Here is a 26,784-nt window from a genome sequence, read left to right as displayed (position 1 = left end):
CGCCTTATTTCGTTTATGTGCAGCTGCACATAAACGAAAGGCATGGCTCTTCGCGGGCAGTGAACTGGCCGGCCAGCGTGCCGCCGTCGTAATGAGCCTGCTGCAGTCAGCAAAACTCCATGGCCATGACCCGTGGGCGTATCTGAAGGACGTGCTGACCAGACTGCCGAGCCACATGAACAGTGGCATCGAAGAATTACTACCGCATCGCTGGCAAAACGCCACAACAGTTTGATATCTTCGTGCCATGCCAATCGACATCACGAAATTCAGCGAGGCCCAGCTCTCTGAGCTCAATCGAAAAATTGTTGCACGCTTGCGCTACCTTCAAGAGGCGCGCATGCAGCAACAGATGCAGAGCTTCAGATCGGCGACCGGGTGTCCTTCCACGCTCCAGGGCATGATCCAAAGACAGGCATCGTCGCCAAGTGCAACCGAAAAACAGTCACCGTGATCACGGATGATGGACATCAGTGGAACGTGGCGCCCGTGTTTCTCAGCAGGGTTATCGTCACCGAAACTGATTCCCAGGCAGCACATTCCCAAATCATTCAATTGCCCACAAAACGATAGTGCCCGTGCGGACCCCTGGCGTTTGTCCGGGTGTCAAGGTGGCGTGACTGGTCGCTTACCACGCATCGGCAGCCATCAACTGAGCAAGCATGACGCATCATCAGCGGTGGCGGCAAAGGTCGCTGCGGTGGAATTTGTACAGTTGCCATTGCCCGCGGCCGCCGCCGAGCCCGAGCGTCAGCGCATTGAGGTCGAACTGCGCAAAGGCGCGCTCACCCTGCGTGTAACGTGGCCAGCGAGCCTGGCGGCGGACCTCGCCAGTTGGACGGCGGCGCTGCTGCGATGATCCGAATCGACGCGGCCTGGCTGGCCACTACCCCGCTGGACATGCGTGCGGGTACCTGAAGGATGTCCTCACACGGCTGCCAACGCACAAGGCCAGCCGCGTGGAAGAACTGCTGCCGCATCGCTGGCAACCTGCCACCATCTGAACAACATCAAGCATGGCCGCTGTGCGCGGTCAATATGGGGTCACCGCGCGCATACACCTGACCGCCCATTCTTCATACAGCTGTATAGACTTGGTCGCGTCAAGACGGGATCACCGGACGTTTACCGCCCACGCACGGAAATCGCCGAATGACCTTCCACTCGCCGCTGGCCGCTAGAGCATCCTTGTAGTTCACGCTCGCGTAGCGCACCCGCAGTGTGACGTCGCCTTCGATCATCTGCTCAGGCTTCAGCCGCGCGAAGCCCGCCCACACGCTGCCGCCGGATGCTTCGATCAAGTAGGCGTGAAATGCATCCATCAAATAACGCCTGCCTCGCGCAACGCTTGCTGTTGCTGTTCGTCGAGGCCCAGATGATCGTAGACCTCTCGGTTGTGTTGTCCGAGCGAAGGACCGGCGCTGTGCACCCTGCCCGGCGTGCGCGAGAAGGCAGGCACTACGCTCTGCATCTTCACGGCGCCCAGTTCCGGATCCTCCACGGTGACGATGGCATTGCGCGCTGCGAAGTGCGGATCGGCGAAGATGTCCTTAATGTCATAGATCGGGCTGAATCCCACTTGGTTCTCGGTCAGCACCTGGGTCAGCTCCGCCAGCGTACGCTTGCGCACTTCCATTGCAATTACCCCGTCCAGCTCCTGCCGGTTGCGCACGCGTTGCGGGTTCGTCCCAAACTGCGGAGCGCTGACCAGGTCCGGCCGGTCCAAGGCCGTACACAGCCGCTGATAGATACTTTGGGTCGAAGCAGCGATCGATGCCCAACGCCCATCGGAGGTTTCATAGATATTGCTTGGAACGGCGTACTGGCTGGTACTACCGGATCTCTGCCGAACTACACCGAGCTGGTCGTACTCAATGGGGAGGAAGTCCAGCACGCGGAACATCGCTTCCAGCATCGAGCAGTCGATCTCCTGGCCCTTCTTTTCCCCGGTGGAGAGACGATGGAAGAGCGCTGCCAGGATTCCGATGGAGCCGAAGAGGCCGCCTACGGCATCGGCGATCGGAAAACCCACGTGAAGTGGTGGACGGTCGGGTTCACCGCAAAGGTTGGTAAAGCCGCTCATGGCCTCGAACACGCGGGCGAAGCCAGACATGGAACTATAGGGACCCGTCTGGCCGAAGCCCGTCACGCGCAGAATCACCAGGCCGGGGTTGCGCTCGTACAGCCATTCGCTCGTCATGCCCCACTTGTCCAAGGTCCCCGGCCGGAAGTTCTCGACCAGTACATCGTAGTCAGGGAGCATCTTCGCGATGATGTCTTGACCTTCCGTACGCCGCAGGTCGAGAGTAATGCCGCGCTTGTTGCGGTTCGTCACCTTCCACCACAGCGGGACATCGTCCTTGTGAGGCGGTAGGGCGCGCAGCGAGTCGCCGTTGCCGGGGAGTTCAACCTTGAGAACATCGGCGCCCAAGTCAGCCAGCAGCGTCGATGCCCACGGCCCCGCGATCACCGTGGAGAGGTCAAGGATGCGGAGCCCGGAAAGCGGGCCAGTCGAATTAATCATGTAGGCAGCTCCAGTCATTCCAATCGCGAGCGAAGCTCCCGCTCCATCTTGCGGAACTCCACGTCGTCGACCAAGTCCTCGAGTTTTCGCGGGCGGTCGAACTGGACAATTGTTTCGCTCTCGATCCTGCCGGCTTTCACAACCATGATGCGGTCGGCAAGTAACAAGGCTTCCGTGAGGTCGTGCGTGACGAACACAACGCTTGGCCGGCTGCGCTCCCACATCTGCGCGAATTCGGCGCGCATCTTCACCTTGGTTTGCGCATCGAGCGCGGCGAATGGTTCGTCCATCAGGAGCAGCTGCGGCTCCAGGGCCCAGGTCCGCGCCAGCGCAACGCGCTGCCGCATGCCTTGCGACAACTGCCATGGATACATACTCGCACAAACTCCGAGACCAACGCGCTCCAACATGTCGCGCGCCCGCGCGCTGCGTTCGGCCCGCGGGACGCCATGCACATATAGGCCGTACTCGACGTTTCGCTGCGCGGTACGCCAGGGCATCAACGCATCGCGCGCGAACATGTAGGCCATGCGCTGCCTTGCCTTGATCGAAGTTTCGCCAAGCACCGAAATTTGTCCGGCACTGGGGGTGAGCAGCCCCGCCAGCAAGTTCAGGATGGTTGTCTTGCCGCAGCCACTCTGTCCGATGAGCACCAAGAACTCGCTGGGTGCGCAGTCGAGGCTGACGTTGTCAAGGACACGCGAAGAGCCGTACTGTACGGATACGTTTCGAAGCTTTACAACGGAGTCGGCAGTGCCGCGCAACTCCCGACGCATCGCGTCGGTTCCGCTACCTGCGCCCTTGCTTTCGGCACGTTCACTGGCCACTGCTTCAGCCGACTTCAGGCGATAGACGCTCATCATTTTATTCCTCTGGGTGAGGCTGCCACCGGAGAACCCTGTTCTCGAGTGCGCCTGTCAGGCTGTTCAGCACGCCGGCGACGATCGCCAGCACGATCAAGATCGCATACACACTGGCCATCTCGAACGTAGACGAATAATAGGCAACCAATTGGCCGAGGCCGTCGCGAGCGGCGATCAACTCGCTCGTCACGACACCCAGCAGCGAATAGATCAATCCAAGGCGAGTTGCGGCGAAGATGCTGGGCGTCGCCACGGGAAGGAGCAGCGTGAAGAACCGCTGCGTCTTCGTAGCGCCCATCACTGTGGCCATGCGGATGATGTCCGAATCCGCGCTCTTCACACCGGCACGTGCGTTCAATAGAAATACGAACACCACCACGCTGAACGCGAGGGCCACCTTGGCAGAGAGCGTGATCCCGAAGGCAACAACGAACACAGGCGCCAGCGCGACGCGTGGCATGCTGTTCAGTCCGCTGATCACCGGTTGCAAGGCAGCTTCCAGCCGAGGATGCAAGGCTAGCACCAAGCCAGCAGCTGTGCCGACGACTGCCGCGAGCAGCAGCGCGATCACGACCGCTTTCATCGTGGCCCAGAGATTGACCAAAATCTCTCCGCTTTCAAACAGTCGCTGAAGAGCCGCAAGTACCTGCAGCGGACTCTTCATGAGCGAGGGGCTGCCGATTCCCAGCTGGGAGACAGCTTGCCACATCAGCAACATGGCACACAATGCCGCTGCCTGCAGACCGAGCGTCGTCCACCACTTTTTGTTTTGTCGGCTCGACGACCCGAAAGAGGGTTGAGTTGCGACCGTTTCGTTCGACATCATTTCAGCCTCCTCACCTAGCTTCGTTCGTCAGAAGAAAAAGAAGTGCGCGCATCTCGCCTCCATGTCAGGACTTCTCGCAAGACAGCGTATACCGATCGAAGTCGGGTAACTTCTTGACGGCAGGATAGAACTTGAGCTGCGCGTTCCAGAGATCCCTTCGCATGGCCGGTCCCGCCGCGAAGGTTTTTCGATACTCGTCCCAGATTTCCTGGGCCATGTCCGCCGGTACGTTCATCAACGTCGAGACGAACGCAGCCATCTGCTTCGAGTTGCGCGAGTCGATGGCCCACCGGTAGGCCGCCGCGTAACCGCGACAAACCTTCTGCGTCGTCTCGGGATTTTTCTGGGCGTACGCGCAGTTCACGGAAGGCATGAGGAGCACCAGGTCTTTGAGCGCCGGCACGGAGCCGTCGTACAGGTTGGCCACAACCGTATATCGGACACCCTGCTTCTTGAGCGACTGTTCAACAGGAGGAAAAGACAACAGGACGTCGATCTGGTCATTCTCCAGCGCTACAAGCGCGGTTTGAGTCGCGCCAGTAGCGATGTACGTGACATCCTTCGGGTCGACGCCAACGGACTGGAGGACGAGATTGGTGTTTTGTTCGTTGGCGCCTCCGCGTGCCGCCACTCCAATCCTCAGTCCCTTCATCGCGCGCACAGACGCCGGATAGCCCGAAGCCAGCGCAGGAACTTTCGCTACGGCCTTCTGTGTCGCAATGAGGGAGAAGTAGCTCTGGGAGTCATTGCCGAACGCTTTGAAGCATTCACCCTGCTCCAGCGAATTCCAGAACCCGGGGCTCGTACTGGCGAACGGTGTGTCGCCCCCCAGGAAGGACGCCATCATGGTCGGCCCCGACGTGAATTTCACGGCCTTTGCCTTGACCCCTTCCTTTTCGAGGAACCCATTCTCAATAGCTAACACTTCGATAGCACTGGCTAGCGTCGCGCCGTAAACGCCGAAGCTCACTTCTGGCATGCCCGCAGAGCTCGCCGCAAAGGACGTCGCACCAGTTGTCGCAATCACCAGCGTCAGAAGGCCCCGCACAAGTGCGACGGCTAGAGATGGCAATAACTTGCAAAGGTTTTTCACGATGAGGTTCTCCTGTTTGAAGTAGGTGCCAGCAAAGGATTCACCTCGCTGACGGTCTGTGCTGCTCGCTGGCCCCCGCTTCGCGTCGCCGTTTCGCGACTGGCCAGCAAAAACAGATAACTAACGAATAGATAGTTTAGCGGAGCAAAATGGCGTGTCAAGTGAAGTAAGGGTATCCCCCGGGTTGCTGCTCCCGAGGTTCTAATCATTCGTTAGAATTGTCAGATGCCTGAGCGATAATCCATGATGGGGTAAGCGCTAATTCCTGGTCGGAGTAGCGCTACGTCAACATCAGGAGAAGTTAAGTCATGGAGGGTCAGACACTGTGGGGAAACAACGCAATAGAGCAATGACGGAGAGCCGGATGCTGGATGCCAGCGAGGCGATTCTCGAGCGGGACGGCGTGTTGGCAGGAGTCAACCTGGCCGAGGTGGCGGAGGCGGTAGGCGTCAATCGCAGCCTGATTTACCAGTACTTTGGGTCGCGGCAGGAATTGCTACGCAGGGCTTTGCAGCGACGTCTGGACGCGTCGAACAAATTACTGTACGCAGCGTACGAACCTTCTCACCATCCGTTACTGGACGCCAACGATCCTCCGTTTTGGCGCGCAATCGAAGATCCGCTGCACATCAGGTTGCTGGCGCTGATGCACCTGGACGGGGAACGTGGGGTCAAGAGCTTGCCTGGCCTGCGGCCATCGCTCCAACTCCTGGAATTGCGCCGCTCGACGGGCGAGTTACCCGCAGACACAGACCTGCTCGCCCTCCATATCTCCCTTGCATCGCTCTACTATGGCTACGGCCTCTTCCGCGAGAAGTTTGCGGATGAGGCCGGCTTGACGACTGAGATGCTGGACAAGCGCATGACTCGTTTTTACGGCCGCCTTGTCGAGGCGATACAGGCCCCGTCCGACAAGTCGAGCAACGCGAAAAGCGCCGGGCCGTCCGTAAAGAGGCGGGCCGTCATCCGCAAGAAGGCCGCTCCGAAGAATTCGGAGGTCCAGGCTCCAGACATGAAGCAAAAGCCGAGTCGAACGGTCAGTCGCAGCAAATGAGCGTACCGAGACGCTTCGAGCCTGCCCGGCGTCCCGGCGCAGTTGAGGTGTCAGGTTCGGCCGGAACCGATGGCCAGCCTCTTCGCAGGATGTCGCTGCGGGAGGCGTGGGTCGGCGCCTGTGAGCCGCTCACGAAATGTATCCCCCTCGTACTCGGTACGAAACAGGCCGCGCGCCTGTAATTCGGGAATCACGAGGTTCACGAGGTCCTCGTGCGATCCAGGAGTCGTGTACGGCTGCACCATGAAACCATCGACGCCCGCAACCCGCATCCATCGTTCGAGTTCGTCGGCGACTTCCTTGACGGAGCCGACGATGTCCGGCGCAAGCGTGCCGCCTTTCAGCCATTCGCCAAAGTCGCGTACGCGCCAGGCGCGTCCTGGATCCACATACGTGAAGTTCTTGATCACCGCCTGCATCCCGTCGGACTTGATCGTCTCGATGAGATCGTCGGGATCGTAGGCGGACAGATCCACCCCGGTCCAGCCCCCGAAGAGGGTGAACGCTGCATCCAGCGAGATGGCCTCGCGCGCAGCGCGGTACTTTTCGTCAGCCTCGGCGGTCGTTCTGCCGACGATGAGACAGACGCCTGCCAGCACCTTGACGTCTGATGGGTCGCGGCCGGCTGCGACTGCGGCTTGCCTTGCCTTGCGCACGCTCTCGGCAGCCTTCTCCGGCGTCGGGTTAATGGTGAAGAGTGCCTCGGCGTGCTTCCCTCCGAAGGCCAGCCCGCGAGGGGAGCCACCAGCCTGTAGAAGCACCGGCGTCCGTTGCCGCGACGGTTCGCACATATGCGGGCCCTTGACGGAGTAGTACTTGCCCTTGTGGTGAATCTCGTGCACCTTGCTCGGGTCGGCGTGCATCCGCCGAACCCTGTCGCGCACAACGGCATCGTCCTCCCAGCTGTGCTCCCAAAGCTTGTAGACGACGTCCATGAATTCGTCGGCCTGGGCGTAGCGTTCGTCGTGGGAAAGCAGCTGGCCCATGCCGTTGTCCTCGACGTTCTTGACGTAGCCGGTGACGATGTTCCACCCGATCCGGCCGTTCGTGAGGTGATCGAGGCTCGTGAACGTCCTGGCCGTGTTGTACGGCGACTGAAGGCTCGTGTTCCACGTAACGCCGAAACAGAGCTTGTCCGTTACGGCAGCCATGGTGGCGGCGACGAGGGTCGCGTCGTCGTGCGGGGCCTGCACCCCATGCTGCACGGCCGGTTGCCAACTCCCTTTGTAGCTGTCGTAGATCCCCATGATGTCCGCGATGAAGACTGCATCGAGGAGGCCGCGCTCGCACGTTCTCGCCAAGGACTTCCAGAACTCGGCCTGTGTATACCCGCGCGAGCTCTGGTCAAGCTCGTTGAGCCATCCCCTGGGACAGGGTTGCGTTAACGCCATGATGTGCATTGTGATCTCCGGTTCGAATTTGCGTTGAAGGACAGTCAATATAACGGAATGTGAGTTATGACGCAAGCCCCAGATCGATCGGGTTGACATGAAACTCTCACTTCGTTAGTATGACTTGGCCGAAGTTTTCGGCGTCAACGAACACAGAGGATCACGATGGAAGAGAAAGCAGAAGGAACCAGGCCCCTTGAGGTTGTGAGCCCGATCGACGGCTCGGTCGTGCGCACACTGCGGCAGGCGACCCTCGCCGACGTGGAACAGGCGGTGAGCACGGCCGTTGCCGCGCAAAAGGCGTGGGCGGCGTACGCCCCCGAGCGACGCAGCGAGGCCCTCTGGAAATTGGGCACGCTCCTCGAGCAGCACGCGGAAGAAGTTGCGCGCCTCGACGTGCGGTGCACCGGCAAGGTCCTGCGCGATGCGATCGCGGAAACCCGGCGCGCGGCGCGGCATGCGCGCTACTGGGCGGGCATGGCAGATAAGCTGTACGGACAGCAACTCGCCGACGTGCCCGGCAGGCTGTCCTACTCGAAGCGGGAGCCGCTCGGCGCATATGCCGTCGTGCTTCCGTGGAACGCTCCGGCACATGGGTTCATGGCGCGCACGATGCCTCCACTCGCCTGCGGGAATGCGGTGGTCGTGAAGCCGTCCGAACTGTCTCCCCTTTCGGCGCTGCGTATCGCCGAACTGGCGCTCGAAGCCGGGATTCCGCGGGGCGTGCTCCAGGTGCTGGTGGGTGATGGAGTCGTCGGAGGCATGCTCACCTCGCACCGTGACATCGCGGGCGTGTCGTTCACGGGTTCCCCCGGCACCGGCCGCAGGATCCTCATGGCAGCCATCGACACCTTCAAGAAAGTCACGCTGGAACTCGGCGGCAAGTCGCCGATCGTCGTGTTCCCCGATGCGGATCTCGATTCGGCCGCGCGCGCGGCGGTGATCGGAATCGTTACGAACGCAGGGCAGATCTGCGCGGCGAGCAGCCGTCTGTTGGTGCACCACGATATCGCCGACCGCTTCATCGATGACGTGGCTCGCCGCCTGGAGCGGGTCGTCGTTGGCGACCCGTTCGACGAGATGACGCAGGTCGGCCCCATCGTGTGCCGGCGCCAGTACGATGCCGTGAATGCGTACATTCGCAGCGGTGTCGAGGAAGGTGCGCGGCTGGTGGCAGGCGGCGGCCGACCCCGCGGCCTCGAGGACGGGCCGGGGCTGTACGTCGCTCCGACGCTGCTGGACGCTTCGGAAGGCGCGTTGCGTATCACACGCGAGGAGGTCTTCGGGCCGGTACTGGCGGTGTCGAGGTTCGGGTCTGAAGAAGAGGCCGTGCGAATGGCGAACGACGCCGACTATGGCTTGGCGGCATTTGTGTGGACGACGGGCGCCGCGCGCCTGATCCGGATGACCGATGCGATCGACGCCGGCGTCGTGCACGGCAATACGACGCTGGTGATGGACTCGGGCCTACCGTTCGGCGGATTCAAGGCGAGCGGACTCGGCGGAGCGTTCGGCTCGGATGCCGTGGAGGGCTGCACGCGGACCAAGCGGGTAACGATCCGCACCGCTGCGGGTCCGCTTGCTTCGCCCTGGCCGGGCATCTGAGGGGCCGGGGGGCGTTCCTCTTTGGATGCCCCCCCCCCCGATCAAATGAGTGGCATGTGAGCGCGTAGCGACGGCGACGCTTTCACTGCGCCCGCGAGCTCCACGAGTGCCTGGCCCGCGATGTTCAAGCGCCTGGACATCGGCTCGACCAGTGTCCCGTCGGAAGAGAAATCGTCCGGTGTAACGTAGATGCCGGGGCACAACAACTGGGTGCCAAAAAACGAATCCAGCACCGATCGTACCTTGTCGCCACCCATGAAGTGATGAGCAGATCCTCCCGACATCACGGTCGCGCAAACCTTTCGCAGCAAGGGGCCGGGGGAAGCAATATCACCCCTTCGCATCTCGTCGAGCAGCACCTTCAAGGGCCACGCTACGTCCGCGCGAAATGTTGGCGACGCAAGGACAACCGCGTCGGACCCCAAAACTGCTTCTTCCAATTCACTCGTCCATCGGCCATCGGCCACCTCGCGCAACTCGGTAGCCGAGCCTCCACTCGCGGCGCCTGCAAGCACTGCTTCGACAGCGGCCTTCGTGCGTTTGGAGGGATGGGGCGAACACAGGATAGCGAGGATTTTCATGGTGTGACACAAAACTAACGATAAGAGAGTTTGTAGGACGAGAGTCGAGATTTGTCAAGGTAACGATTTTCTTCGAGGAAAAAAACAGCTTGACCCTTAACTAACGTTACGTTAGACTTTATCACTTAGCTACGGAGACCCCCATGAGCGAGTTCGTCAAGAGCCTGGAAATTTCGTCAGACCAGTTGCGCCAAGTGATGGCCCAATATCCCACCGGCGTCGTTGCCATCACCTCGTTGTCCAGGGACGATCGACCACAGGGGATGCTCGTCGGCTCCTTCATGTCCCTTTCCCTCGAGCCGCCGCTGGTCACGTTCATGGTGGCACTGACGTCGAGTACATGGCCCGCGCTGAAGCAGTCGGAAAGGATTGGCATCAGCATACTGGCGCATGATCAGCAAGAGATCTGCAAGAAACTTAGTCGCTCGGCCGCGGAGAGATTCAGCGGAGTCGACTGGAAACTTTCGTCCCATGGCTCTCCAGTGATTGACGGCGCCGTTGCTTCGATCGATTGCGAGATCGCCGAAGTTCATCGCGGCGGGGACCACGAGATCGTCGTCTGCCGGATGCTGGGGCTCGAGATCCAGCGAGCTGTCCCCGCACTTCTGTTTTCGCATGGAAGCTACGGAAGGTTCAGCCAGCGGGACGAGGCAGGCGCTGCAGCAAGCTTGGGGGATCTACTCGCATGCCTTGATGCTGCCCGCCCCCACATGGCTCACCTCGCCGAGAAATTCGGGACCATCGTGACGGCGTTAGCACCCAGCGGTGATGACTTGGTTGTGGCCGGTGGCGCGTGTGCTGGCTCGTTGCCGGACAACAGGATACGGGTCGGCCATCGCTTACCGTCTCGGGCTCCCCTGGGCTCGATCTTCGCCGCGTGGGGCGGGCCCGAAGCGGTGGAAACGTGGATCCGCGCGGTGAACCCGCGCGACACCCAAGGGGAAATCGCCTGCCGAAAGCTGATCCAGCGAATACGCGAGCGCGGTCATGTGCTTTCTGTCGCGTCAAGTTCCTCCACGCACGTAGCGGTGCTGCGAGAACAGTACAGCGAGTGTCCCAAGCTGCCACTCGATATCCTTCGCTCCAGAATCAACGTCGTCCTCGAAGACTACAACCGCGACCTGCCTGCGGATGAACTCATCGATTTTCAGTTCGTGTCGGTGCCTGTCCTTGGAGATGCGCAAGAACCGCTGGTTTCGCTCTCGCTCTGGGGAGGGGAGCGTCCGTTCAGCGGTAAAGAGATCCGGGAGCGCGTGGATGCGATCACGGCGGCCGCGCAATCGATCCAGCGAGCCAGGCAGGATCGAGGGTCGGTCCAATAGTGCGCCCAGGAAACGGCTCGATTGAAGAATGAACGCGTTCACTCGACATCCCATAGCACTGATTGCCGCTGCGCAACTCTTCGGAACGTCCCTCTGGTTCAGCCCGAACAGTGCAGCGGAGAGCCTGGCTCGTGAGTGGTCGCTGACAGCTGCACAACTCGGACAGTTGACCAGCGCCGTCCAGGTCGGCTTCATTGTGGGGAGCCTGCTGCTCGCGACATCCGGCGTTGCGGATCGCTATTCGGCGAGCCGCGTGTTCGCACTGGCCAGCCTCTTGGGCGCAGCATTCAATGCGGCCTTTGCATTTCTGGCATCCAGCTTCACCGAGGCAATGGTGCTTCGTTTTCTCGTTGGTATTTGCCTCGGTGGAATTTACCCTCTCGGAATGAAGATGGTGATCGCCTGGACAAAGGGCAGTACGGGTTCCGCGCTGGGTCTTCTGGTGGGGATGCTGACGCTCGGTACTGCGCTGCCCCATGCAGTGAGGGCGGCAGGAGCTGACCTTCCATGGCAAGGGGTGGTCGTGACCTCGAGCATCCTTGCCCTGTTGGGCGGGGCGGCCGTACTTTTTCTCGGCGATGGACCCAATCTCTCTGGGGCGCGCGGTGAAAAATCCATGGGCTGGGGTGCGGCACTGCGCGTGTTCAGTGACCGGAACTTCCTGTCATGCGCGATGGGGTACTTTGGTCACATGTGGGAGCTATACGCGTTCTGGACGGTCGTGCCTTTCCTGGTGACTGAGGCGGTCCGAGGCTCGAAATTCGCCGCCCAAGATCGCATCGTGTCGAGTCTTTCGTTTGCTGTCATCGCGGCGGGGATGGTCGGCTGTGTCGTCGCGGGCCACTTAAGCAACAGGTTTGGCAGCGCCAGGACCGCGGCCGCTGCGCTCGGCACCTCAGGGTCGCTCTGCTTGATGTACCCCTTCCTTGCTCATTTGGGGTTCGTGCCCAGTGTGGCGCTCTTGTTGATTTGGGGATTTGCGGTGATTGCCGACTCCGCCCAGTTCTCGGCGATTGCATCTCGGGTGTGCCCCCCCGAGGTCATTGGCAGTGCTCTAGCGATCCAGAACAGTGTCGGTTTTCTGGTGACGGTAGGATCGATTACTCTGGTCACGTCCGTGGTGCAGGATCTGGGCAGCAAGGTAGGCTGGCTCCTCATACCCGGCCCCGTGATCGGATTGCTCTTCTTTCGCCGACTTGTCGCACTTCCCTCTGAATACTTTGGCCCTTCACCTGTCCGCATGCCTGCATCGCGCGGGAAGTGAGAAGTGAACTATTTCCCTGCCGACGTTGCAAACGAATCTAGGGTGCGCATTGGGGACACAAACGTCGTGGCGCGTGGGCGCCCAAGGGCCACACGCCCATCATCCAGGTTCACTTCAACTGGAACCATGTCTCGGTCATCGCTGGCCTGACGCGTACCAACTGTCTGTTCCGGCTGTACGAGGTCAGTATCAAGAAGCAGGAGATCATCGAATTCCTCAAGGCGCTCAAGGCCCACTTGAAGCAGCCGCTGCTGGTCATCTGGGATGGCTTGAAGGCGCACCGCAGTCGTTTGGTGCGAGAGTACCTGGACAGCCTGGCCGAACACATCCAGATCCCATTCCTGCCGCCGTGCGCGCCGGACCTCAATCCCGTGGAATACCTGTGGGCCTGGCTCAAACGACATGCGCTAGCGAACTACTGCCCCAACGACCTGAGCGAGCTGCACGCGACCGCGCGCAACAAGCTCAAGAGCGCGCAGAAGCGCCCCTCGATGATCGCCGCTTGCTGGATGCAGGCTACGCTTTGGTGATGTCATGAATTACGGAATTCTCAATAATCAGCAAGGTGCCTTGAACCTGGCAAGGGTCGACTTGGTGTCCATACGACTTGCGGTTCTGTGCGCGGAACTCGGCTCCCTTTCAGCCGCATCGAAACGTGTGCCCTGCTCGCTGTCTGCCGGCAGTCTCCGCCTGAGCGCGCTTGAGAAAAGTCTCGGCACTCAGCTTTTCACTCGCGATCACCGCGGACTGCAAACGACCCAGGCGGGTGATCTCTTCGTGCCGCACGGGAGGGCGATCCTCCAGCACGTCGCTTTGATGAACGGGTTGGTGCGTTCGGTGAAACCAATCTTGGGGTCTTGAGATTTCACAAACGTCGGAGTAACCCGCATGGCGAAGCAACGTAGCAAACACACGCTCGATGAGCTGACCTCGTAGCTCAATCATCAACTCAAAAGGAATCTCTATTACCATGAAGAAATCGCTACTGCTGCTCTCCGTTCTGGGCCTCTCCGGAGCGGCTTACGCCCAGTCCTCCGTCACCCTGTTCGGCATTGTTGACGCCACACTGGCGCGCGGAACCGGGTCCATCTCCGACCGCACCCAGATGCTGCGCGGCGGCCTGGCCCCTAGCAGGCTCGGCTTTCGTGGCGTCGAGGACCTGGGGGGGGCTGTCCGCAGGTTTTTGGCTTGAAGCGGGATTCAACGCCGACGACGGCTCAGGTCAACCCACCAATACGAACAACCAGGCTTCCGGTACGCCGGCTTCGATCGGCGGGGCCCAAGGTCTGACCTTCGCCCGGCGCTCGACCGTTTCGCTTGTCGGTGCCTGGGGTGAGGTCCGTGCGGGCCGTGACTTCACGCCCCAATACTGGGGCTACCTCGGCGGCGACCCGTTCGGCAACGTGGGTGTGGGTGCTTCCGTCAATTACACCGCGTCCATTACCGGCGTGACCAACACACGAGCCTCGAACGCGCTCGAGTACTTCTCTCCGACTTTCGCCGGCTTCAGTGCGAACGTGATGCACTATTTCGGAGAGAACGCGAGTGGTGCCGCGACGTCGAACGATGGCACCGGCAGCGGCATCCGCCTGGCGTACGCGAACGGTCCATTCTCCGGCGGTGTTGGCTACAGCCGTACGGCGTACGCTGCGGGAGACGCGGTGCAGCGCAACATCGACGCCCAGTGGGACTTCGGCGTGGCGAAGGTCTTTGGCGATCTGAACCGCGATCGTGTGGGAACTGTCTCGGCCAAGGGCGGGTCGCTTGGCGTGGTGGTGCCGGTTGGCGTCGGCCAATTGAAGGCGGCCTATTCGTTGCATCGAACCGACGCGGCCGGCAATCCGGAAGCGAAAAAGCTGGCGATCGGTTACGTCTACAACCTGTCGAAGCGCACCGCGTCGTATACGACTTTTGCACGAGTCAGCAACAACGGCGGTTCGGCAGTAGCCCTCAATGGTGCTGTGACCGCTCCGAACGGTTCGTCGGACGGTCTCGATCTGGGGATTCGCCACACCTTCTAAAAGGCGCTTTTCCGCGACCGGGGCGAATTCGAGTCTCTCCAACCGGTCATCTGCCTCATGGCTGAACGGCCATGAGGCTTTTTTTGATTGATTTGGGAGAGCTATTCGCAGCGCGGCGCCACGGTCCGAGCTGACTGGGCCGTTGCCGTTTTCATGGAGACCTTGTTGAGGTGGAAGCAGCGCGGTCTATGGAGTCGAGCAGCAGCCGCTTTGGTTCCTCGACGCGGCCGCGGACAATTACGAAAACTGACTGCGGCTGATGAAGTCCGCCAGTTGTTCGACCATGGATTGCGTCATGACAGGAAAGGAGTTCGAGTACGGTCGCCGAATCAATCCAAACCTAGCACCCTACGGCCTTTATCCGTAACCGGCTGGCTATCCCATCTTGAACAGAGGCTGTCTCGGCCCGAACTGTCGCGGGCCTTGCAGCCGCCTACCGTTTGCCGGGCAACTGAATGACTTGGGATTGACCCGCGTGGGGGTCAGACTCAGCGACGATCACCGTGCTGAGGAACACGGGCGCCACGTTCCACTGATGTCCATCATCCGTGATCACGGTGACTGTTTTTCGGTTGCACTTGGCGACGATGCCTGTCTTTGGATCATGCCCTGGAGCGTGGAAGCAGACCCGGTCGCCGAGCTTGAAGCTCTGCATCTGCTGGTGCATGCGCGCCTCTTGCAGGTAGTGCAGTCGTGCAACGATCCGGTGATTGAGCTCCGTGAGTTCAGCCTCGCTGAGCTTGGTGAGGTCGATGTTCATGACAAGAGGATAAGGTCGCGAAGGAGCCTGGCGCGACGCTGGAGTGACCGGCTTGGATAAGCCGAGATGGAAAGGTTCAAGCACCTATCGTAAATTGCGTATCCGGATCTGAGGAAACTGACTGATCCGGGCGGGTCGAAATTTGCCCCTCGCAGTGTTCGTAATTTTGCCCGCGTGTTTGCGTGGCACAACCGTGTGGTGACCGACGCTATTGATATCGGTGATCTGTGGCACATGGCAGACCCAGGATTCATTGCTCAACGCTTTGATGGTCGGGGGGATATCGCGTAGCCCGATAGAGTTCGAGAAGGTTAAAGAACCATAGGTCGGTGTCCACGAGACTGGCAGCAGCCCATGGGCCAACTCCCGTTCGCTGGCGCGTTCGGCCGGAGCACAGGTTGGATAACGGGAGCCGTATGACGCGAGAGTGTCACGTACGGTTCTGTGAGCGGCTGAGGGGGCAGTTCCCTCGGCCGACTCACCATTTCTGAATGAAACTTCACATCGGTGTGGATAGCCAAAGCGGACTGGCCCACAGCGCGGTCGTGATAGCGGCAAACGTGCATGACAAACATCCGCTGGCTGCTGCGCGCGATGGTGCGCCTGGGGCTCAGGGGCCGCCTGCTCGCGCTGCTCGCGCTGCTCGTGCAACTCGCCCCCGCGCCCTAGACGTCCACATTCCAGGGCAATCGCGGCGCTTCGCAGGTCGCCTGGGCGCAAGGATGAATTTTGCAGGGCCGACTATTTATGCCTCAAACACAAAATTCAGGACAGGCTCGATTCGGTGGCGCCATGAGTTGGGGTCGCGTTAGCGATCCCGTATAGCCGCTTTGAGCGGCTTACAATTTGAAAGCCCCCGGCTTTGCCGGGGGATGGTTACTTGTTGACTTGTGAGCAAGAGAGGGGAAAAGTTGCTCTTGCAAAGCGTCGCGTACCCCCATAAGCGGCTTCAGCAGTATTGCCTGGAATTCGTTCATGCCAACACGCTCCACGCGTGCTGCAATGCTCAGGCCTGCCATCGCGCGTCCTTTCAGGTCACGCACCGGAACCGCAAGGGCACGCACTCCTACCTCAATTTCGCCATCACTGCTCGACCAACCGCTTTCACGACAACGATCAAGGATGTCCAGTATTTGGTGAACGTCCGTGACTGTTTTTGAGGTCAGTGCAGGGCGTGGGATCGACTCAAGACGAGCGGCCACCGCTATCGGTGGGAGATCCGCAAGCAAAACGCGCCCGATCGCAGAGCAATAGCTCGGTAGACGTGAACCAACCCCTAAACCCGTTGAAAGACTACGACGCCCAGTAGCACGCGCTACAGTGATCACATCGTCTCCCATTAATTGGCCAAGAGAAACGGACTCTCGTGTACGGGCTGAGAACGAATCCAGTAGTGGCTGAGCCAACGAGGGCAGAGGGCCAGATGACAAGAAGGCATGGGCAATAAGCAGGCACTTCGGCAGCATCCAGAAGTATTTGCCATCTGCGCCAAGGTAACCGAGATCCACCAAAGTGAGGAGCGAGCGCCGAGCGGACGCGGGCGAGACACTGGTGAGCCTCGCCACATCGGACACGGTAAGTCGCACTTGTTGTCGCCCAAAGCAGGTCAAAACCTCAAGCCCTTTGCGCAGCGATGAAACGAAGTATGTGCTCATCCTATGCTAGCCTAACAGGTGATTTGGGGTTGTTTGAATTTCTGTGTGCGAGGTTCTGAGACTTGCCCACGGTGGCGGGCGTTGCCTGTGACGAGCGCACGCCGCCGTGGGCAAGTCGGTAATGGATTGTCATACAGACGTCTTCATGAATCGATCGCCGTAGGCGATTGCGAGCTGGTTATCGCGTTGCGCCACTCTTTGGCCGCGCGGCCCCAGTCGGCCGCGATGTTGCGCAGCGCCAGCCAGGTCAGCTTGGTGGCTGTATTGTCGCTGGGGAAGTGCCCACGTGCCTCGGTGATCTTGCGCAGCTGGCTGTGAATGCTCTCGATGGCATTGATCGTGTACACCACGCACCGTACGGCCGGCGGGAAGTCGCGCGTGCCATCGGGGAGAACCCCCCAGCGCCAGGTAGATCGCCTTATTGCGCACCGCCGCGTCCTCGCCGAATGTAGCTTATCGATTTTTACAGACTGCCTGACGCGCAGTGAGCAATTTCAGAGGCGCCCTTGGTGAAGTTTCGATCTTAAGGAACGATAAAAATGAGAAAATTTATCTACAATCCATCTCGAACTTCCATCGCAATACGCTCAACATCATAATCATAAAGTACTCTACGAAAAACTGCTGCGTCTGCAATTTCCCTGTCCCGTTGATTTAGATCAGTATACCTGGAATCATAGCGCATTCCATTTTGACGAGCTTCCGCTTGAACAAGATCGGTACGAGGGTGTCGTAGTGCTTCATATTGTTTCAAAATATCTACAATTGGATCATCCTTGCTTTTACCTTCCAGTAATACTGCAAGCGCAACTCCATCCTCAATTGCCTGATTTACACCTTGCCCCAAATGCGGAAGCATCGCATGTGCGGCATCACCAAGTAGTGTAAGCCTCCCATTCACCCATCGGTTTAACGGCTTGCGATCATAAAGCCCCCACCAAAAACAATTTTCAACTTTAGTTAACAGCTCTCCCACTTTAGGATCCCAGCCAGAAAAGGAAGCGGTAAGCTCGTCCTTATCTCCAATTGCAGACCAGGATTCAATTGTTTCATTTATAGTTGGCACGAAGCCAACATAATTTAATAGTTCTCCGCGGCGAACGGGGAATACCATGAAGTGCTTATTTTCACCCATCCAAACTTGATGCGTTCCTGGATACCAATCGGGTAATTTTTCTCTCGATATCAATCCTCTATATGCACGAAAACCAGAATATTCTGGAGGTAATTGATCAACCACGTATTTCTGCAACTTTGAATGTATGCCATCTGCTGCTATTACAATATCAGCTTGAGTTGTTTTTCCATTTTCAAATGTTATGTGTGTGCATTGATCATCTTGCATAAAATCAACACAACGATGATCGGTATAAATAGCGTTAGCTGGTATGTGTGCTGCAAGAACATTCAAAATGTCTGCGCGATGCATGCCGTACATTCCATTCCACCCTGTAGAGTCAGTGGTCAGAATGGAACCCACGACCGATCCATCCATTCGACGGTATTTAGAGCCATCACCAACTCTTGCGCCTACAGCAGCCAACGCATCCTTCAGCCCCATTCGTTCAAGCTGCCGCAAACTGTTGGGATAAATAAAAATTCCCGCCCCAACCTCACCTAGCGTCTTAGCTTGTTCATATACTGAAACATTGATATTTCGCCTAGACAGCGCGACTGCGGCAGCAAGCCCTCCGATGCCACCGCCAACGACCGCCACATGAATATCATTCCCCATAAACACCTCATCAAATATTTTCGAAAATTAATTACTACTTATTTATATGGTTGCGATTAAACAAATCTTGCACGATGCTGTACTCTCGTTGCATTTCATTGATCAGTATCGGTGCCGGAGTCCACTCTTGTATGATTCCCATCGGCCGTAACTTCTCCGCAATTTTAGAGTCCCGTGCAACGGCCTCAAGTGCCAAAATTATTTTTTTACTCACATTCTTCGGTACACCCTTTGGCATGAAGAAGGCAAACCAAACGCCTTGTAGCTCCTGCTTGTACCCCAACTGCCCCAAGGTGGGGATATCTGGAAAATCAGCAAATGGAGACGAAATTGCAAGGCCCCGCAATGTACCCGCCCTTATATGCGAACTTACCGCCCCGAGAGCAAGAATTACACCATTTATATGCCCTCCTAATAGGTCACCAATTGCGGGAGCTGCACCTTTATAATTTACAGATTCTATATCTACCTTAGTTATCGAACTGATGAGCTGTACACTAATGTCACCCGCCGAGCCTGGCCCTGCGTTACCTATACTGATTTTGCCAGACTTATTTTTTGCCTGCATCACCATTTCTTTGAAATTTTTGAAATTAGCATCGGTACGTGCTACTAAAACCGATGGTGAGCGTGTCGTCAACGCCAAAGGGGTTAAGTCTTTGGACGGGTCGTACGCGGCTATCTTAGGCTCTAGCACACGACGGATGGTCAGCGCACTGTTTTGCGCATAGAGAATCATGTAGCCGTCCTTCGGTGCTCTCATTACTAGTTCCGTACCAATTGATCCCCCTGCACCGGGCCGATTTGTCACGATTATGTTGACTCCCAGTAAATGGGATAACTCCTGCCCCATAAGACGTGCAGCGGAATCTGCTGCATCTCCTGGCGCAAGTGGTGTAACGATATCGATAGGGTGGGTCGGATAGTCGCCAGAAACAGCAATCGGGGGGATTGAAAATACGGTAATTGTGCCAATAAAATCTCGCCTATTGATCATTATTTATCCTTTAAAACATATTAGATATAAATAAATGTGCCCCAAATTCTCAATCAAGGTTAACGAGTTGAGACAAGTAGCGAAACGGATGAATTGTGCGTTGCGCGAAAGTGGAAAACAAGCCAAACAAGCCATAGCTTGCGCTATGCGCAAGAAACCACTACCGCGCACTACCGATCACTACCGACTGCCGCTGAGGAAAGGACGCGCGGCCACCATGACACACGACTACAAACGCAATGGCACCACCTTGTTCGCTGCGCTCAACGTACTGGATGGTCAGATCATCGGCCAGTGCAGCAGCGGCACACGCACGTCGAGTGGCTGAAATTCCTGCGGCAAGTCGACCGCGAGACGCCCACGGGCAAAACGCTGTACTTGATTGCCGACAACTACGCTACACGCAAGCACCCCGCTGTGCGGGCGTGGCTGGACAAGCATCCGCGAATCCACATGCATTTGACGCCGAGCACGGCCGCGATGGGGCCATTGTGCCCGGTGTGCGCTTCAGAAATGAAGCGGATGGCCAAGAAGGGCGTAAACGCGGGTGCGCAGTTTTGGGGATGCGCAAAGTACCTAAGTTGCCGAGGTACTCGACCGACCTAAAATAGCTAGTGCAGTGCGCGTGAAGTTATAGAACTTATCTGACCCGGCATACTCCAATCGCTCAGGAGGCTGGAGCGATGCGGGTTGCCAAGACAATTGAACTGGATGAGCACACCGAGCGGGAGCTTCGTGTGTTGGCCAAGGGCCGGCGAGTGCAGGCTCGGCTTCAGCAGCGAGCGGTCGTGGTCCTGATGGCCGCCGCGGGCCTTCAAAACAAGGACATCGCGGTCCAGGCGGGGCTCGATCGCCGGCAAGTGGCGCTGTGGCGTCAACGTTTTCTAGACGGCGGCATCGATGCGCTTCGCAAGGACGCGCCGCGCACGGGCCGACCTGCCACTGTCACGGCCGAGGTGGAGTCGCGGATCGTGCACGCCACGCTGCATGACAGGCCCGTCAACGCCACCCACTGGAGTACGCGCACGCTGGCCGAGCACCTGGGCCTGGGTGCCACGACCATCCGCCGTGTATGGCGCAGCAACGGCCTGAAGCCGCACCTGAGCTGCAGCTTCAAGCTCTCGCGCGACCCGCGCTTTGAGGACAAATTGCTGGACGTGGTGGGGCTGTACCTGAACCCGCCCGAGCATGCCCTGGTGCTCAGTTGTGACGAGAAGAGCCAGATTCAGGCGCTCAACCGCACGCAGCCGGGCCTGCCGATGAAGCGCGGACGGGCTGGCACCGTCACCCACGACTACAAGCGCCATGGCACGACCACGCTGTTTGCGGCGCTCAACACGCTGGACGGCAGCGTGATCTCGATGTGCCAGCCACGGCACCGCCACGGCGAGTGGCTCAAGTTCCTGCGACTCATCGAGCGGCGCACGCCCAAGCACCTGAGCCTGCATCTGATCGTGGACAACTACGCCACGCACAGCCACCCCGATGTGCAGCAGTGGCTGGCGCGGCACCCGCGCTTCGTCATGCACTTCACCCCGACCAGCGCCTCGTGGCTGAACATGGTCGAGCGCTTCTTTCGCGACATCACCGACAAGCGCATCCGGCGTGACAGCTTCACCAGCGTGGCAGAACTGGAGCTGGCCATCGATCTGTACGTCGCCCATCACAACATCGATCCCAAGCCGTTCATCTGGACCGCACGCGCCTCTGACATCCTGGCCAAGGTCACGCGAGCCAAGGCTGCTCTCGCAGCTACTTCGGGATAAGTACAGAACAGAGTGGCGCACTGCACTAGTCGAGTCCGGACCTCGAGCGCTTCGATAGTCCGTCCTGAATAATTCATTTTTTCAAGCTACCCCACCCCGTGGCGCTATTTCTTACATTCGTATCTTGTTCAGACTCCGTCACGCACAACAGTGCCAACGGGGCCTACTTACGGTAAGAGGGTGTTGTAGTAAGTTGGTAATTTGACCAGACTGCCGCTAACGCTGCGGTAGCGCCGCCGCGCAGGATTCCTGGTCTTCAAATAAACTGTTGCTGTCCAACAGGAGAAGCGACACATGCCCAAGAAAAGCCCAAAGCCAGAAGACATTAAGCCACCGCACTGGCCGCACTGGCAGCAACGGAAATACGTGCGCGCATGGTACGCCGTGCTTTTATCGATGAACATTGAACCGTCGAAAAAGGCCAGAGAGGCCCTAAAGAAGGCGGACCCCGCGCGCTACCAAGAGTACACAGAACGGCTCGCCATCACGCGCGCAAGGGTTGGCATCGATATCGACTACTTTCCGGATCACTTCAGCGAAGGCGCCAAGGCGGGAGAAAAGTACATTCCGTTGCAGGACTACTACTTTTTCGCCAAGGCGTTGGATTGGTCCGGACTTGATCCCATGCAGAAAGGCCTAGGCATATCTAGTGGCAAGCCCAAGGAGTTCATGCCGAAGCAGAAGAACAACTACCTGATGCTGATGCATGAACTGCTGCGGCACACAGTGGATGGCTTCGACTCTGAACACCCCCAAAAATCGGGAGCCCTTGTCGAGAAATGGCTAAAGCAGAAAGATGCGACCCTACCCGTTGAGGGGCGTAGCATAGTTAGCTGGATACAAGAAGTGGGCGACGTAGTGCGTGAGCGTAAAAGCGCCGGCTAGGAGTTCGGGCACACCGAATGGGTTCTTGTATCGAGCACCGGTCTTGGCCTTACCGTGTGGGCCTTGAGGCTTCTGGTCGTCGTCGTCGCTGCGCCCTCGTTCAATGTCCGCCTCGCGTTGGCGTTGCTCCAGTCGGGCACGCGCAGCAGCAATGGCATCCAGTCAGTCCTGGCGCCGGGCGATCTCGGCCGGGATGTCCAGTTCGGGCTCGCCCTTCTCGGCTTCATCGACCGTGCGCGCCTTGTTCAGCAACGCATCAATCTGCGCCTTCAGCTCGGCCTCGGCCTTGAGCATGCGGTCGTAGCTCAACGCCTTGTGTCGGCTCGCGTTGGCCTTGACCTTGGTGCCGTCCACCGCGATCGTGCCCAGCTTGACCAGTCCCATCTCACGCTAGGCGCACCACCTACACGAATAGCTCGCTGAGCTCCTTCAGGTGGAGCGCGCGGAAGTCGCGGAAGTCGCGGATCGTACGGTGCGCCGGGAAGTTACCGGCTGCCAGTACCCGCAACGCAACATCCTCGTGCAGCTCGCGCCCAATCTTGCGGGAGCTGAACACGCCGGTGGCGTACCCGTACACCAGCATCTTGACCATCATCGCCGGATGGAACGGCTGGTTGCGCGGACCGTCCTTGTCATAACGGGCGTGGAATGCGCTCAGATCCAGACCGTCCACCGTGTCGCTGATGAAGTGCGCCAGGTGACCATCGGGCAACCACTCCTGCATCGCCTCGGGCAACAGCAACATCTGGTTCGGGTCGTAGGGGAGGTAGTTCGCAGGCATAGCAACTCAACGATACAACCTCCTCCTACGTCGACAGGATCTCCTCTTCTGGCGCGCGGACTCCGAGCGCCAGAAAGCGCAGGCCGCATGGGCCGAGCTAGTCCTCATCACTTGTGATGTCCAGTAAAGAGCTCAGTCCAGTGCAATTGCACCCGTTGGCTTGCAATTGCCGTGGTTGAAAGCGGAATGATTTGACATAGTCGCACCATGTTTAACCACGCATAGAAAGGCGCAAAAAAACATGGCAGCAAAATCCCCCTCCACCCCTACCACTTTGTCCACCAAACGCGAGGTCGCCCAGCGGCTGCACCTGGCCCTGGGCAGCGTAAATACCCTCATCGCCGAGGGCGAACTCACCGCCATTAGAGTGGGGCGACGCTCCGTGCGCATCAGCGACGCTGACGTTGATGCGTTTCTTCAGCGTCGTATCGCCCAGGCAGTCGCTTCGGCTCCGGGCGCCGCGTAGCTCGGTCGAACGCTAACCCCAATCAAAACTTGTCCGCAGCAGGCCGGCCGTTTCGACCCGCGCCTGCCCATCTTATTCCAATCGGAGCAAAAAACCATGGCCACCGCACCCCAAACCTCGACCATTAAAAACAATTCGCACTTAGCAAAACCAGCCTCTAATCACCGAGCCCAGAAACAAAAGATCCTGCGTCAACTTCAAAAACTTCACGGCATAAGTGAGACCGATGACGATATCGTGGTCACGCTGGATGCCAAGCCTTGCAGGCTGACCGAGCGCTTCAATGTCAGAGGCTATGCCTATGCCCCTGACCGTACCCTCTTGGGCGTGCTGATCAGCCGCAAAGTTGGCGGCGTCCTGCGCCGCCAGTTGGTGAAAATGGCGGCGCTGCGTGAGCCGCGCAAGCTCGCTCCCGTCCTGGAGGGCCTGGGCTTAAAGACCCCGTTGGAACCCGCCGGCCTGAAAGCCATTGCCAAATACATCGCCGCCGTTGCCGAACTGAGCAGCGTGATCGTCATTGGCGTTGAGGGCCTGCACTGGCTAGGCGCCGGGGAGGAACGCAGGCCCATCGCCGTCTTGGGCGACACCGTATACGGCAATGGCGCCGAGCCTGTCGTGCCGGTGCTGTGCGGCCCCAGTGGCTACGCCGCCAAAGGAACCTTGCAGGCGTGGCAACAGCCGTTTAAGCGCTTGGCGCCGGGCAACCCCTTGCTCATTTTCGCCCTGTGCTTTGGGCTTGCGCCACCGCTGGCCACGTTGACCGGGCTGCCCATGCCTGGAGTATTGCTGTGCGGTCTGTCCAGCACCGACAAAATCACCCTGACCCACGTGATCCATTCGCTGTTCGGTCCGCCCCGTGACCCGCATCAATTGCCCCACACTAACATTAGCCTGGAAATGCTAGCCGCAAGAGCGCGCGACCTGCCACTGGTGCTGGACGAACTCGGCGCCCGGGGCGGTGCCGACGTGCTCAAGGCCATTTCCCGGCTCGGCGGAGGCATCACGAAGGCCGGCGCCACCGCGAGCGGCGAATTGCGGGAGTGGCAAGAACTGCGAGCCGCCATCTTCGCAACCGGCGAAGTTTCGGTCGCACAGCAGGCGCGCGCCACCGGCGATACCGCCCGCGCTGGCCACGAGGCCTTCCTGCCCACCATACGGGTGGGTGAGCATCTCGGCGTCTACACCGACCTCCATGGCGCAGCGGATGAGGCGGCGTTTACCGCCGACGTGAGCGAAGCCATCACCAACAACTTCGGCGTGGCCTACCCCGCCTTCGTGGAGCAGCTCATCGCCAAGTTCGCCGGCGCGCAGGAGGTGGTCCAACGGCATTGGTCTAGCTACGAGACCAAAGTCGCAGGCGACATTCCCTTGGCGAGCATGACCGAGTTGGAGCGTCGCGTCTTGGCGCAGTTCACGGTGGTGGCGCTCACGGGCCGGCTGGCTGTCAGACTTGAGATCCTCCCGCTTGAAGCCGATGCGCCCCTGGCTGCCGTGCGGCATGTGTTTGGCCAGTGGCTGGCCGGTTGGCGAGCCCGCAAGGAGGAGTTGCATGTCGCCCCCTTGGCGACGATGCGAGCCTTCTTCAAGCTGCAGGAACCGGCCGTGTTCGTGCCCTTTGAAGACTGGGAACAGCACCTCGGCGGCAGCGTGTATGTCAAGACCCATCAACCGCATGGGCTCCTGTATCTGCTGCGCCGTGAATACTTTGAGAATGAGCTCTGCCGTGAACACGGCATCGAGGCGACCGTGAAGGCGCTGCAGCACGCTGGCCTGCTAGTTTCGGATAAGAGGGCCCGCACCTTGCTGTGCCGCATGCCAGGCCGCAAGGACGGCGAGGCGGATGCACGCACGCCGTTTTACGCGATCAAGGAGGCAATCCGGTTCGATTGATCCGTCGGGCAATGTGCGTGCCGGACGCGACGTTGTCGGAATGTCGGAGTCGACATTTCAAAGCTCGCGTGGTGTCACGCACGCCCGGTCCGCCAGGGCCAAAGGCCCATCTTTTGACATGAAATCGAATTGGAAAACATATGCCAAAAACCGAAACCGTTGATCGTTATGACCGCGTGGCGTTTCGCCTGGACCGCGCCGAGTTGGGCGTGGATTTGAAAACGCTTCTGAAGCCGTGGTGCAGAGACACGACCCTCACCGTCTACTCCCCGAAATACCACCCGAGATGGAAATCGTCGGTGCTGGTGCTGCAACCGGAGTCGGAGTGGTTTCTTCGGTTTCTTGAACTACTTGGTGCCGACGTCGCCGTTGAGGTCGAGGAGGTGGAGATCGCGCGCGACTTCATTGTATGGACCCGCATAGAGGCCTATCGTCTGCATCGCCTGTTCTTGGGCTCGGTACTCGTGCCCTATCTCCGTCACAAGGTAGTGCACAACCGATCGGTGACCTATTTCGCGCCGCGCGGGCATCGCTCTGGCGTGCTTGCGGTGTATTCGGACGAGTGGTTTAAGCCAACGGCACCCACTCGGGAGCGTCCATGCCTGCATGTGGAAATGCGTCTGTCGAATACTGGGGCCGCGCGCCAGCATGAATTGATCAAGGTTCAAGACTTCATCGACTACGACTTTGACGCCTTCTGGGCCAAGCGCCTGCAGTTTGTGACGTTGCCGCATAAGAAGACGGATCTTGGCCGGCTGCTCGGCACGGCGGCCCAACGTCACGTGTCGGGAACGGCCCTGCGAAAACGTGCTGACAAACTGCTCACTCACTCGTCCAACCGCGTCGCCGGCCACTTTGTGCTGCAAAATGCCGCGCGCGAACACGCTGCGCCATTCCGAAAACTGCCCCGTATCGGCTTTCGCGCTTGGGAGCGAGATGCACGTGCTGCCGCACTGATGCCGTTGTCGATGCCGTGAACGGGGAGTGATTTCGACTCGCTGCCGTCCCACTGATATAGATGCCTAATTGTTGTAGATCTTCAGGACGTATCAGCAGTGATAACACGTCATTTCTCTGTCGAAATCACGTTGGATTCGCTGTTTTTGCGGGCATAGAACCGTGCAAAACCGCAACCAGAATTCCGGTTTACCAGTCGTGAATCACCAACCGGCTGTCAGCCGTCAGAAGTTACCAAGGTTGGATCGCCAATCAAGCGTCGCGTCGAGTCAGCCTGGCATCCGTTCAAGATCAATTCACGAATCAGACAGGTCAGGACGAGGCCGACTTGAGCGATTCAAGTGAGCC

General features: G+C 59.0%; 23 protein-coding genes and 7 pseudogenes. 17 read left to right on the top strand and 13 right to left on the bottom strand.

All coding sequences use genetic code 11. The annotated features are described in order from the left end of the window. Nucleotides 1-34: 34 nt before the first annotated feature. The 4 genes and pseudogenes from B0E49_RS04005 to B0E49_RS03990 form a co-directional block, all read left to right on the top strand. Nucleotides 35-235, top strand: a pseudogene (locus tag B0E49_RS04005) (transposase domain-containing protein); the annotation flags it as partial. 12 nt (nucleotides 236-247) lie between these two features. Beyond that, a complete protein-coding gene (locus tag B0E49_RS04000) occupies nucleotides 248-454 on the top strand; it encodes a hypothetical protein (protein ID WP_077560684.1) in 207 nt (68 codons plus the stop codon). A 246-nt stretch (nucleotides 455-700) separates the two neighbouring features. Beyond that, entirely contained in the window at nucleotides 701-859 is a 159-nt protein-coding gene (locus tag B0E49_RS20435) for a hypothetical protein (protein WP_168174992.1), read from the top strand. A 52-nt stretch (nucleotides 860-911) separates the two neighbouring features. Beyond that, a pseudogene (locus B0E49_RS03990) lies at nucleotides 912-1,004 on the top strand (transposase domain-containing protein); the annotation flags it as partial. Between the two features lie 99 nt (nucleotides 1,005-1,103). Here the strand turns inward: B0E49_RS03990 and B0E49_RS20670 are convergent. The 5 genes from B0E49_RS20670 to B0E49_RS03965 all read right to left on the bottom strand — a co-directional run bounded on the left by B0E49_RS20670 (nucleotide 1,104) and on the right by B0E49_RS03965 (nucleotide 5,306). Continuing rightward, complete coding sequence (locus B0E49_RS20670; RefSeq protein ID WP_077560682.1) at nucleotides 1,104-1,322, bottom strand: hypothetical protein; 219 nt, start codon at nucleotides 1,320-1,322, stop codon at nucleotides 1,104-1,106. Beyond that, nucleotides 1,322-2,524, bottom strand: a complete 1,203-nt coding sequence (locus tag B0E49_RS03980; protein WP_144264420.1) for a CaiB/BaiF CoA transferase family protein — start codon at nucleotides 2,522-2,524, stop codon at nucleotides 1,322-1,324. Before B0E49_RS03980 ends, B0E49_RS20670 begins: the two co-directional genes overlap by 1 nt. 14 nt (nucleotides 2,525-2,538) lie before the next feature. Beyond that, nucleotides 2,539-3,384 (bottom strand): ABC transporter ATP-binding protein, encoded by an 846-nt coding sequence (locus B0E49_RS03975; RefSeq protein WP_217349212.1) that lies wholly within the window; start codon nucleotides 3,382-3,384, stop codon nucleotides 2,539-2,541. Between the two features lie 4 nt (nucleotides 3,385-3,388). Then, nucleotides 3,389-4,213 (bottom strand): ABC transporter permease, encoded by an 825-nt coding sequence (locus tag B0E49_RS03970; protein WP_144264419.1) that lies wholly within the window; start codon nucleotides 4,211-4,213, stop codon nucleotides 3,389-3,391. Nucleotides 4,214-4,277: 64 nt separating this feature from the next. After that, complete coding sequence (locus B0E49_RS03965; RefSeq protein ID WP_144264418.1) at nucleotides 4,278-5,306, bottom strand: ABC transporter substrate-binding protein; 1,029 nt, start codon at nucleotides 5,304-5,306, stop codon at nucleotides 4,278-4,280. A gap of 364 nt (nucleotides 5,307-5,670) precedes the next feature. On the opposite strand from B0E49_RS03965, the gene B0E49_RS03960 reads away from it, so the two are divergent. Further along, nucleotides 5,671-6,360 carry a TetR/AcrR family transcriptional regulator gene (locus B0E49_RS03960; protein ID WP_168174991.1) on the top strand — a complete coding sequence of 230 codons (690 nt, stop codon included), beginning with the start codon at nucleotides 5,671-5,673 and terminating at the stop codon, nucleotides 6,358-6,360. A gap of 50 nt (nucleotides 6,361-6,410) precedes the next feature. On the opposite strand, the gene B0E49_RS03955 is transcribed toward B0E49_RS03960, so the two are convergent. After that, entirely contained in the window at nucleotides 6,411-7,850 is a 1,440-nt protein-coding gene (locus B0E49_RS03955) for an LLM class flavin-dependent oxidoreductase (protein WP_077560678.1), read from the bottom strand. Between the two features lie 66 nt (nucleotides 7,851-7,916). On the opposite strand from B0E49_RS03955, the gene B0E49_RS03950 reads away from it, so the two are divergent. Next, nucleotides 7,917-9,356 carry an aldehyde dehydrogenase family protein gene (locus B0E49_RS03950; RefSeq protein WP_077560677.1) on the top strand — a complete coding sequence of 480 codons (1,440 nt, stop codon included), beginning with the start codon at nucleotides 7,917-7,919 and terminating at the stop codon, nucleotides 9,354-9,356. A gap of 41 nt (nucleotides 9,357-9,397) precedes the next feature. Here the strand turns inward: B0E49_RS03950 and B0E49_RS03945 are convergent, their stop codons facing one another. Beyond that, nucleotides 9,398-9,937, bottom strand: coding sequence for a flavodoxin family protein (locus B0E49_RS03945; protein ID WP_077560676.1), 540 nt, complete (start codon nucleotides 9,935-9,937; stop codon nucleotides 9,398-9,400). A 143-nt stretch (nucleotides 9,938-10,080) separates the two neighbouring features. Between B0E49_RS03945 and B0E49_RS03940 the strand changes: the two genes are divergently transcribed. The 5 genes and pseudogenes from B0E49_RS03940 (at nucleotide 10,081) to B0E49_RS03920 (ending at nucleotide 14,544) form a co-directional block, all read left to right on the top strand. Next, nucleotides 10,081-11,259: a flavin reductase gene (locus tag B0E49_RS03940; RefSeq protein WP_077560675.1), complete on the top strand. Its 1,179-nt coding sequence runs from the start codon at nucleotides 10,081-10,083 to the stop codon at nucleotides 11,257-11,259. A 28-nt stretch (nucleotides 11,260-11,287) separates the two neighbouring features. After that, nucleotides 11,288-12,523 carry an MFS transporter gene (locus B0E49_RS03935; protein ID WP_077560674.1) on the top strand — a complete coding sequence of 412 codons (1,236 nt, stop codon included), beginning with the start codon at nucleotides 11,288-11,290 and terminating at the stop codon, nucleotides 12,521-12,523. Between the two features lie 65 nt (nucleotides 12,524-12,588). Continuing rightward, a pseudogene (locus tag B0E49_RS03930) lies at nucleotides 12,589-13,053 on the top strand (IS630 family transposase); the annotation flags it as partial. Between the two features lie 4 nt (nucleotides 13,054-13,057). Next, a complete protein-coding gene (locus tag B0E49_RS03925) occupies nucleotides 13,058-13,384 on the top strand; it encodes a LysR family transcriptional regulator (protein WP_077560673.1) in 327 nt (108 codons plus the stop codon). 109 nt (nucleotides 13,385-13,493) lie between these two features. Beyond that, nucleotides 13,494-14,544, top strand: a pseudogene (locus tag B0E49_RS03920) (porin). A 433-nt stretch (nucleotides 14,545-14,977) separates the two neighbouring features. On the opposite strand, the gene B0E49_RS03915 reads toward B0E49_RS03920, so the two are convergent. The 5 genes and pseudogenes from B0E49_RS03915 to B0E49_RS03890 form a co-directional block, all read right to left on the bottom strand. After that, the gene (locus tag B0E49_RS03915) at nucleotides 14,978-15,304 is read right to left on the bottom strand and encodes a hypothetical protein (RefSeq protein ID WP_077560672.1); all 327 of its coding nucleotides are present in this window, start codon (nucleotides 15,302-15,304) and stop codon (nucleotides 14,978-14,980) included. Between the two features lie 839 nt (nucleotides 15,305-16,143). Then, complete coding sequence (locus B0E49_RS03905; RefSeq protein ID WP_077560671.1) at nucleotides 16,144-16,959, bottom strand: IclR family transcriptional regulator domain-containing protein; 816 nt, start codon at nucleotides 16,957-16,959, stop codon at nucleotides 16,144-16,146. Nucleotides 16,960-17,088: 129 nt separating this feature from the next. Then, nucleotides 17,089-17,330, bottom strand: a pseudogene (locus tag B0E49_RS03900) (transposase); the annotation flags it as partial. A 182-nt stretch (nucleotides 17,331-17,512) separates the two neighbouring features. Beyond that, complete coding sequence (locus B0E49_RS03895) at nucleotides 17,513-18,694, bottom strand: FAD-dependent monooxygenase (RefSeq protein WP_077560670.1); 1,182 nt, start codon at nucleotides 18,692-18,694, stop codon at nucleotides 17,513-17,515. 34 nt (nucleotides 18,695-18,728) lie between these two features. Next, nucleotides 18,729-19,691: a Bug family tripartite tricarboxylate transporter substrate binding protein gene (locus B0E49_RS03890; protein ID WP_077560669.1), complete on the bottom strand. Its 963-nt coding sequence runs from the start codon at nucleotides 19,689-19,691 to the stop codon at nucleotides 18,729-18,731. Between the two features lie 187 nt (nucleotides 19,692-19,878). Between B0E49_RS03890 and B0E49_RS20810 the strand changes: the two are divergent. The 3 genes and pseudogenes from B0E49_RS20810 to B0E49_RS19975 form a co-directional block, all read left to right on the top strand. After that, a pseudogene (locus B0E49_RS20810) lies at nucleotides 19,879-20,171 on the top strand (transposase); the annotation flags it as partial. 203 nt (nucleotides 20,172-20,374) lie between these two features. After that, nucleotides 20,375-21,457: an IS630 family transposase gene (locus B0E49_RS03885; protein ID WP_077560668.1), complete on the top strand. Its 1,083-nt coding sequence runs from the start codon at nucleotides 20,375-20,377 to the stop codon at nucleotides 21,455-21,457. A 294-nt stretch (nucleotides 21,458-21,751) separates the two neighbouring features. Next, the gene (locus B0E49_RS19975; protein WP_144264417.1) at nucleotides 21,752-22,342 is read left to right on the top strand and encodes a hypothetical protein; all 591 of its coding nucleotides are present in this window, start codon (nucleotides 21,752-21,754) and stop codon (nucleotides 22,340-22,342) included. A 3-nt stretch (nucleotides 22,343-22,345) separates the two neighbouring features. On the opposite strand, the pseudogene B0E49_RS03880 reads toward B0E49_RS19975, so the two are convergent. After that, nucleotides 22,346-23,123: pseudogene (locus B0E49_RS03880) on the bottom strand (transposase); the annotation flags it as partial. A gap of 241 nt (nucleotides 23,124-23,364) precedes the next feature. Between B0E49_RS03880 and B0E49_RS03875 the strand changes: the two are divergent. From B0E49_RS03875 to B0E49_RS03865, 3 genes are all read left to right on the top strand, one after another. Then, on the top strand, nucleotides 23,365-23,589 hold the full coding sequence (locus tag B0E49_RS03875) for a helix-turn-helix transcriptional regulator (protein ID WP_077560667.1): 225 nt from the start codon (nucleotides 23,365-23,367) through the stop codon (nucleotides 23,587-23,589). 96 nt (nucleotides 23,590-23,685) lie between these two features. After that, nucleotides 23,686-25,479, top strand: a complete 1,794-nt coding sequence (locus tag B0E49_RS03870) for a DUF927 domain-containing protein (RefSeq protein WP_077560666.1) — start codon at nucleotides 23,686-23,688, stop codon at nucleotides 25,477-25,479. Nucleotides 25,480-25,619: 140 nt separating this feature from the next. After that, complete coding sequence (locus B0E49_RS03865) at nucleotides 25,620-26,456, top strand: hypothetical protein (protein WP_077560665.1); 837 nt, start codon at nucleotides 25,620-25,622, stop codon at nucleotides 26,454-26,456. Nucleotides 26,457-26,784 lie beyond the last annotated feature (328 nt).

The organism is Polaromonas sp. C04 (assembly GCF_002002705.1).
GTDB lineage: Bacteria > Pseudomonadota > Gammaproteobacteria > Burkholderiales > Burkholderiaceae_C > Rhodoferax_A.
The sequence above is the reverse complement of the archived record's forward strand: the minus strand, read 5'-3'. Positions and strand labels throughout refer to the sequence as shown.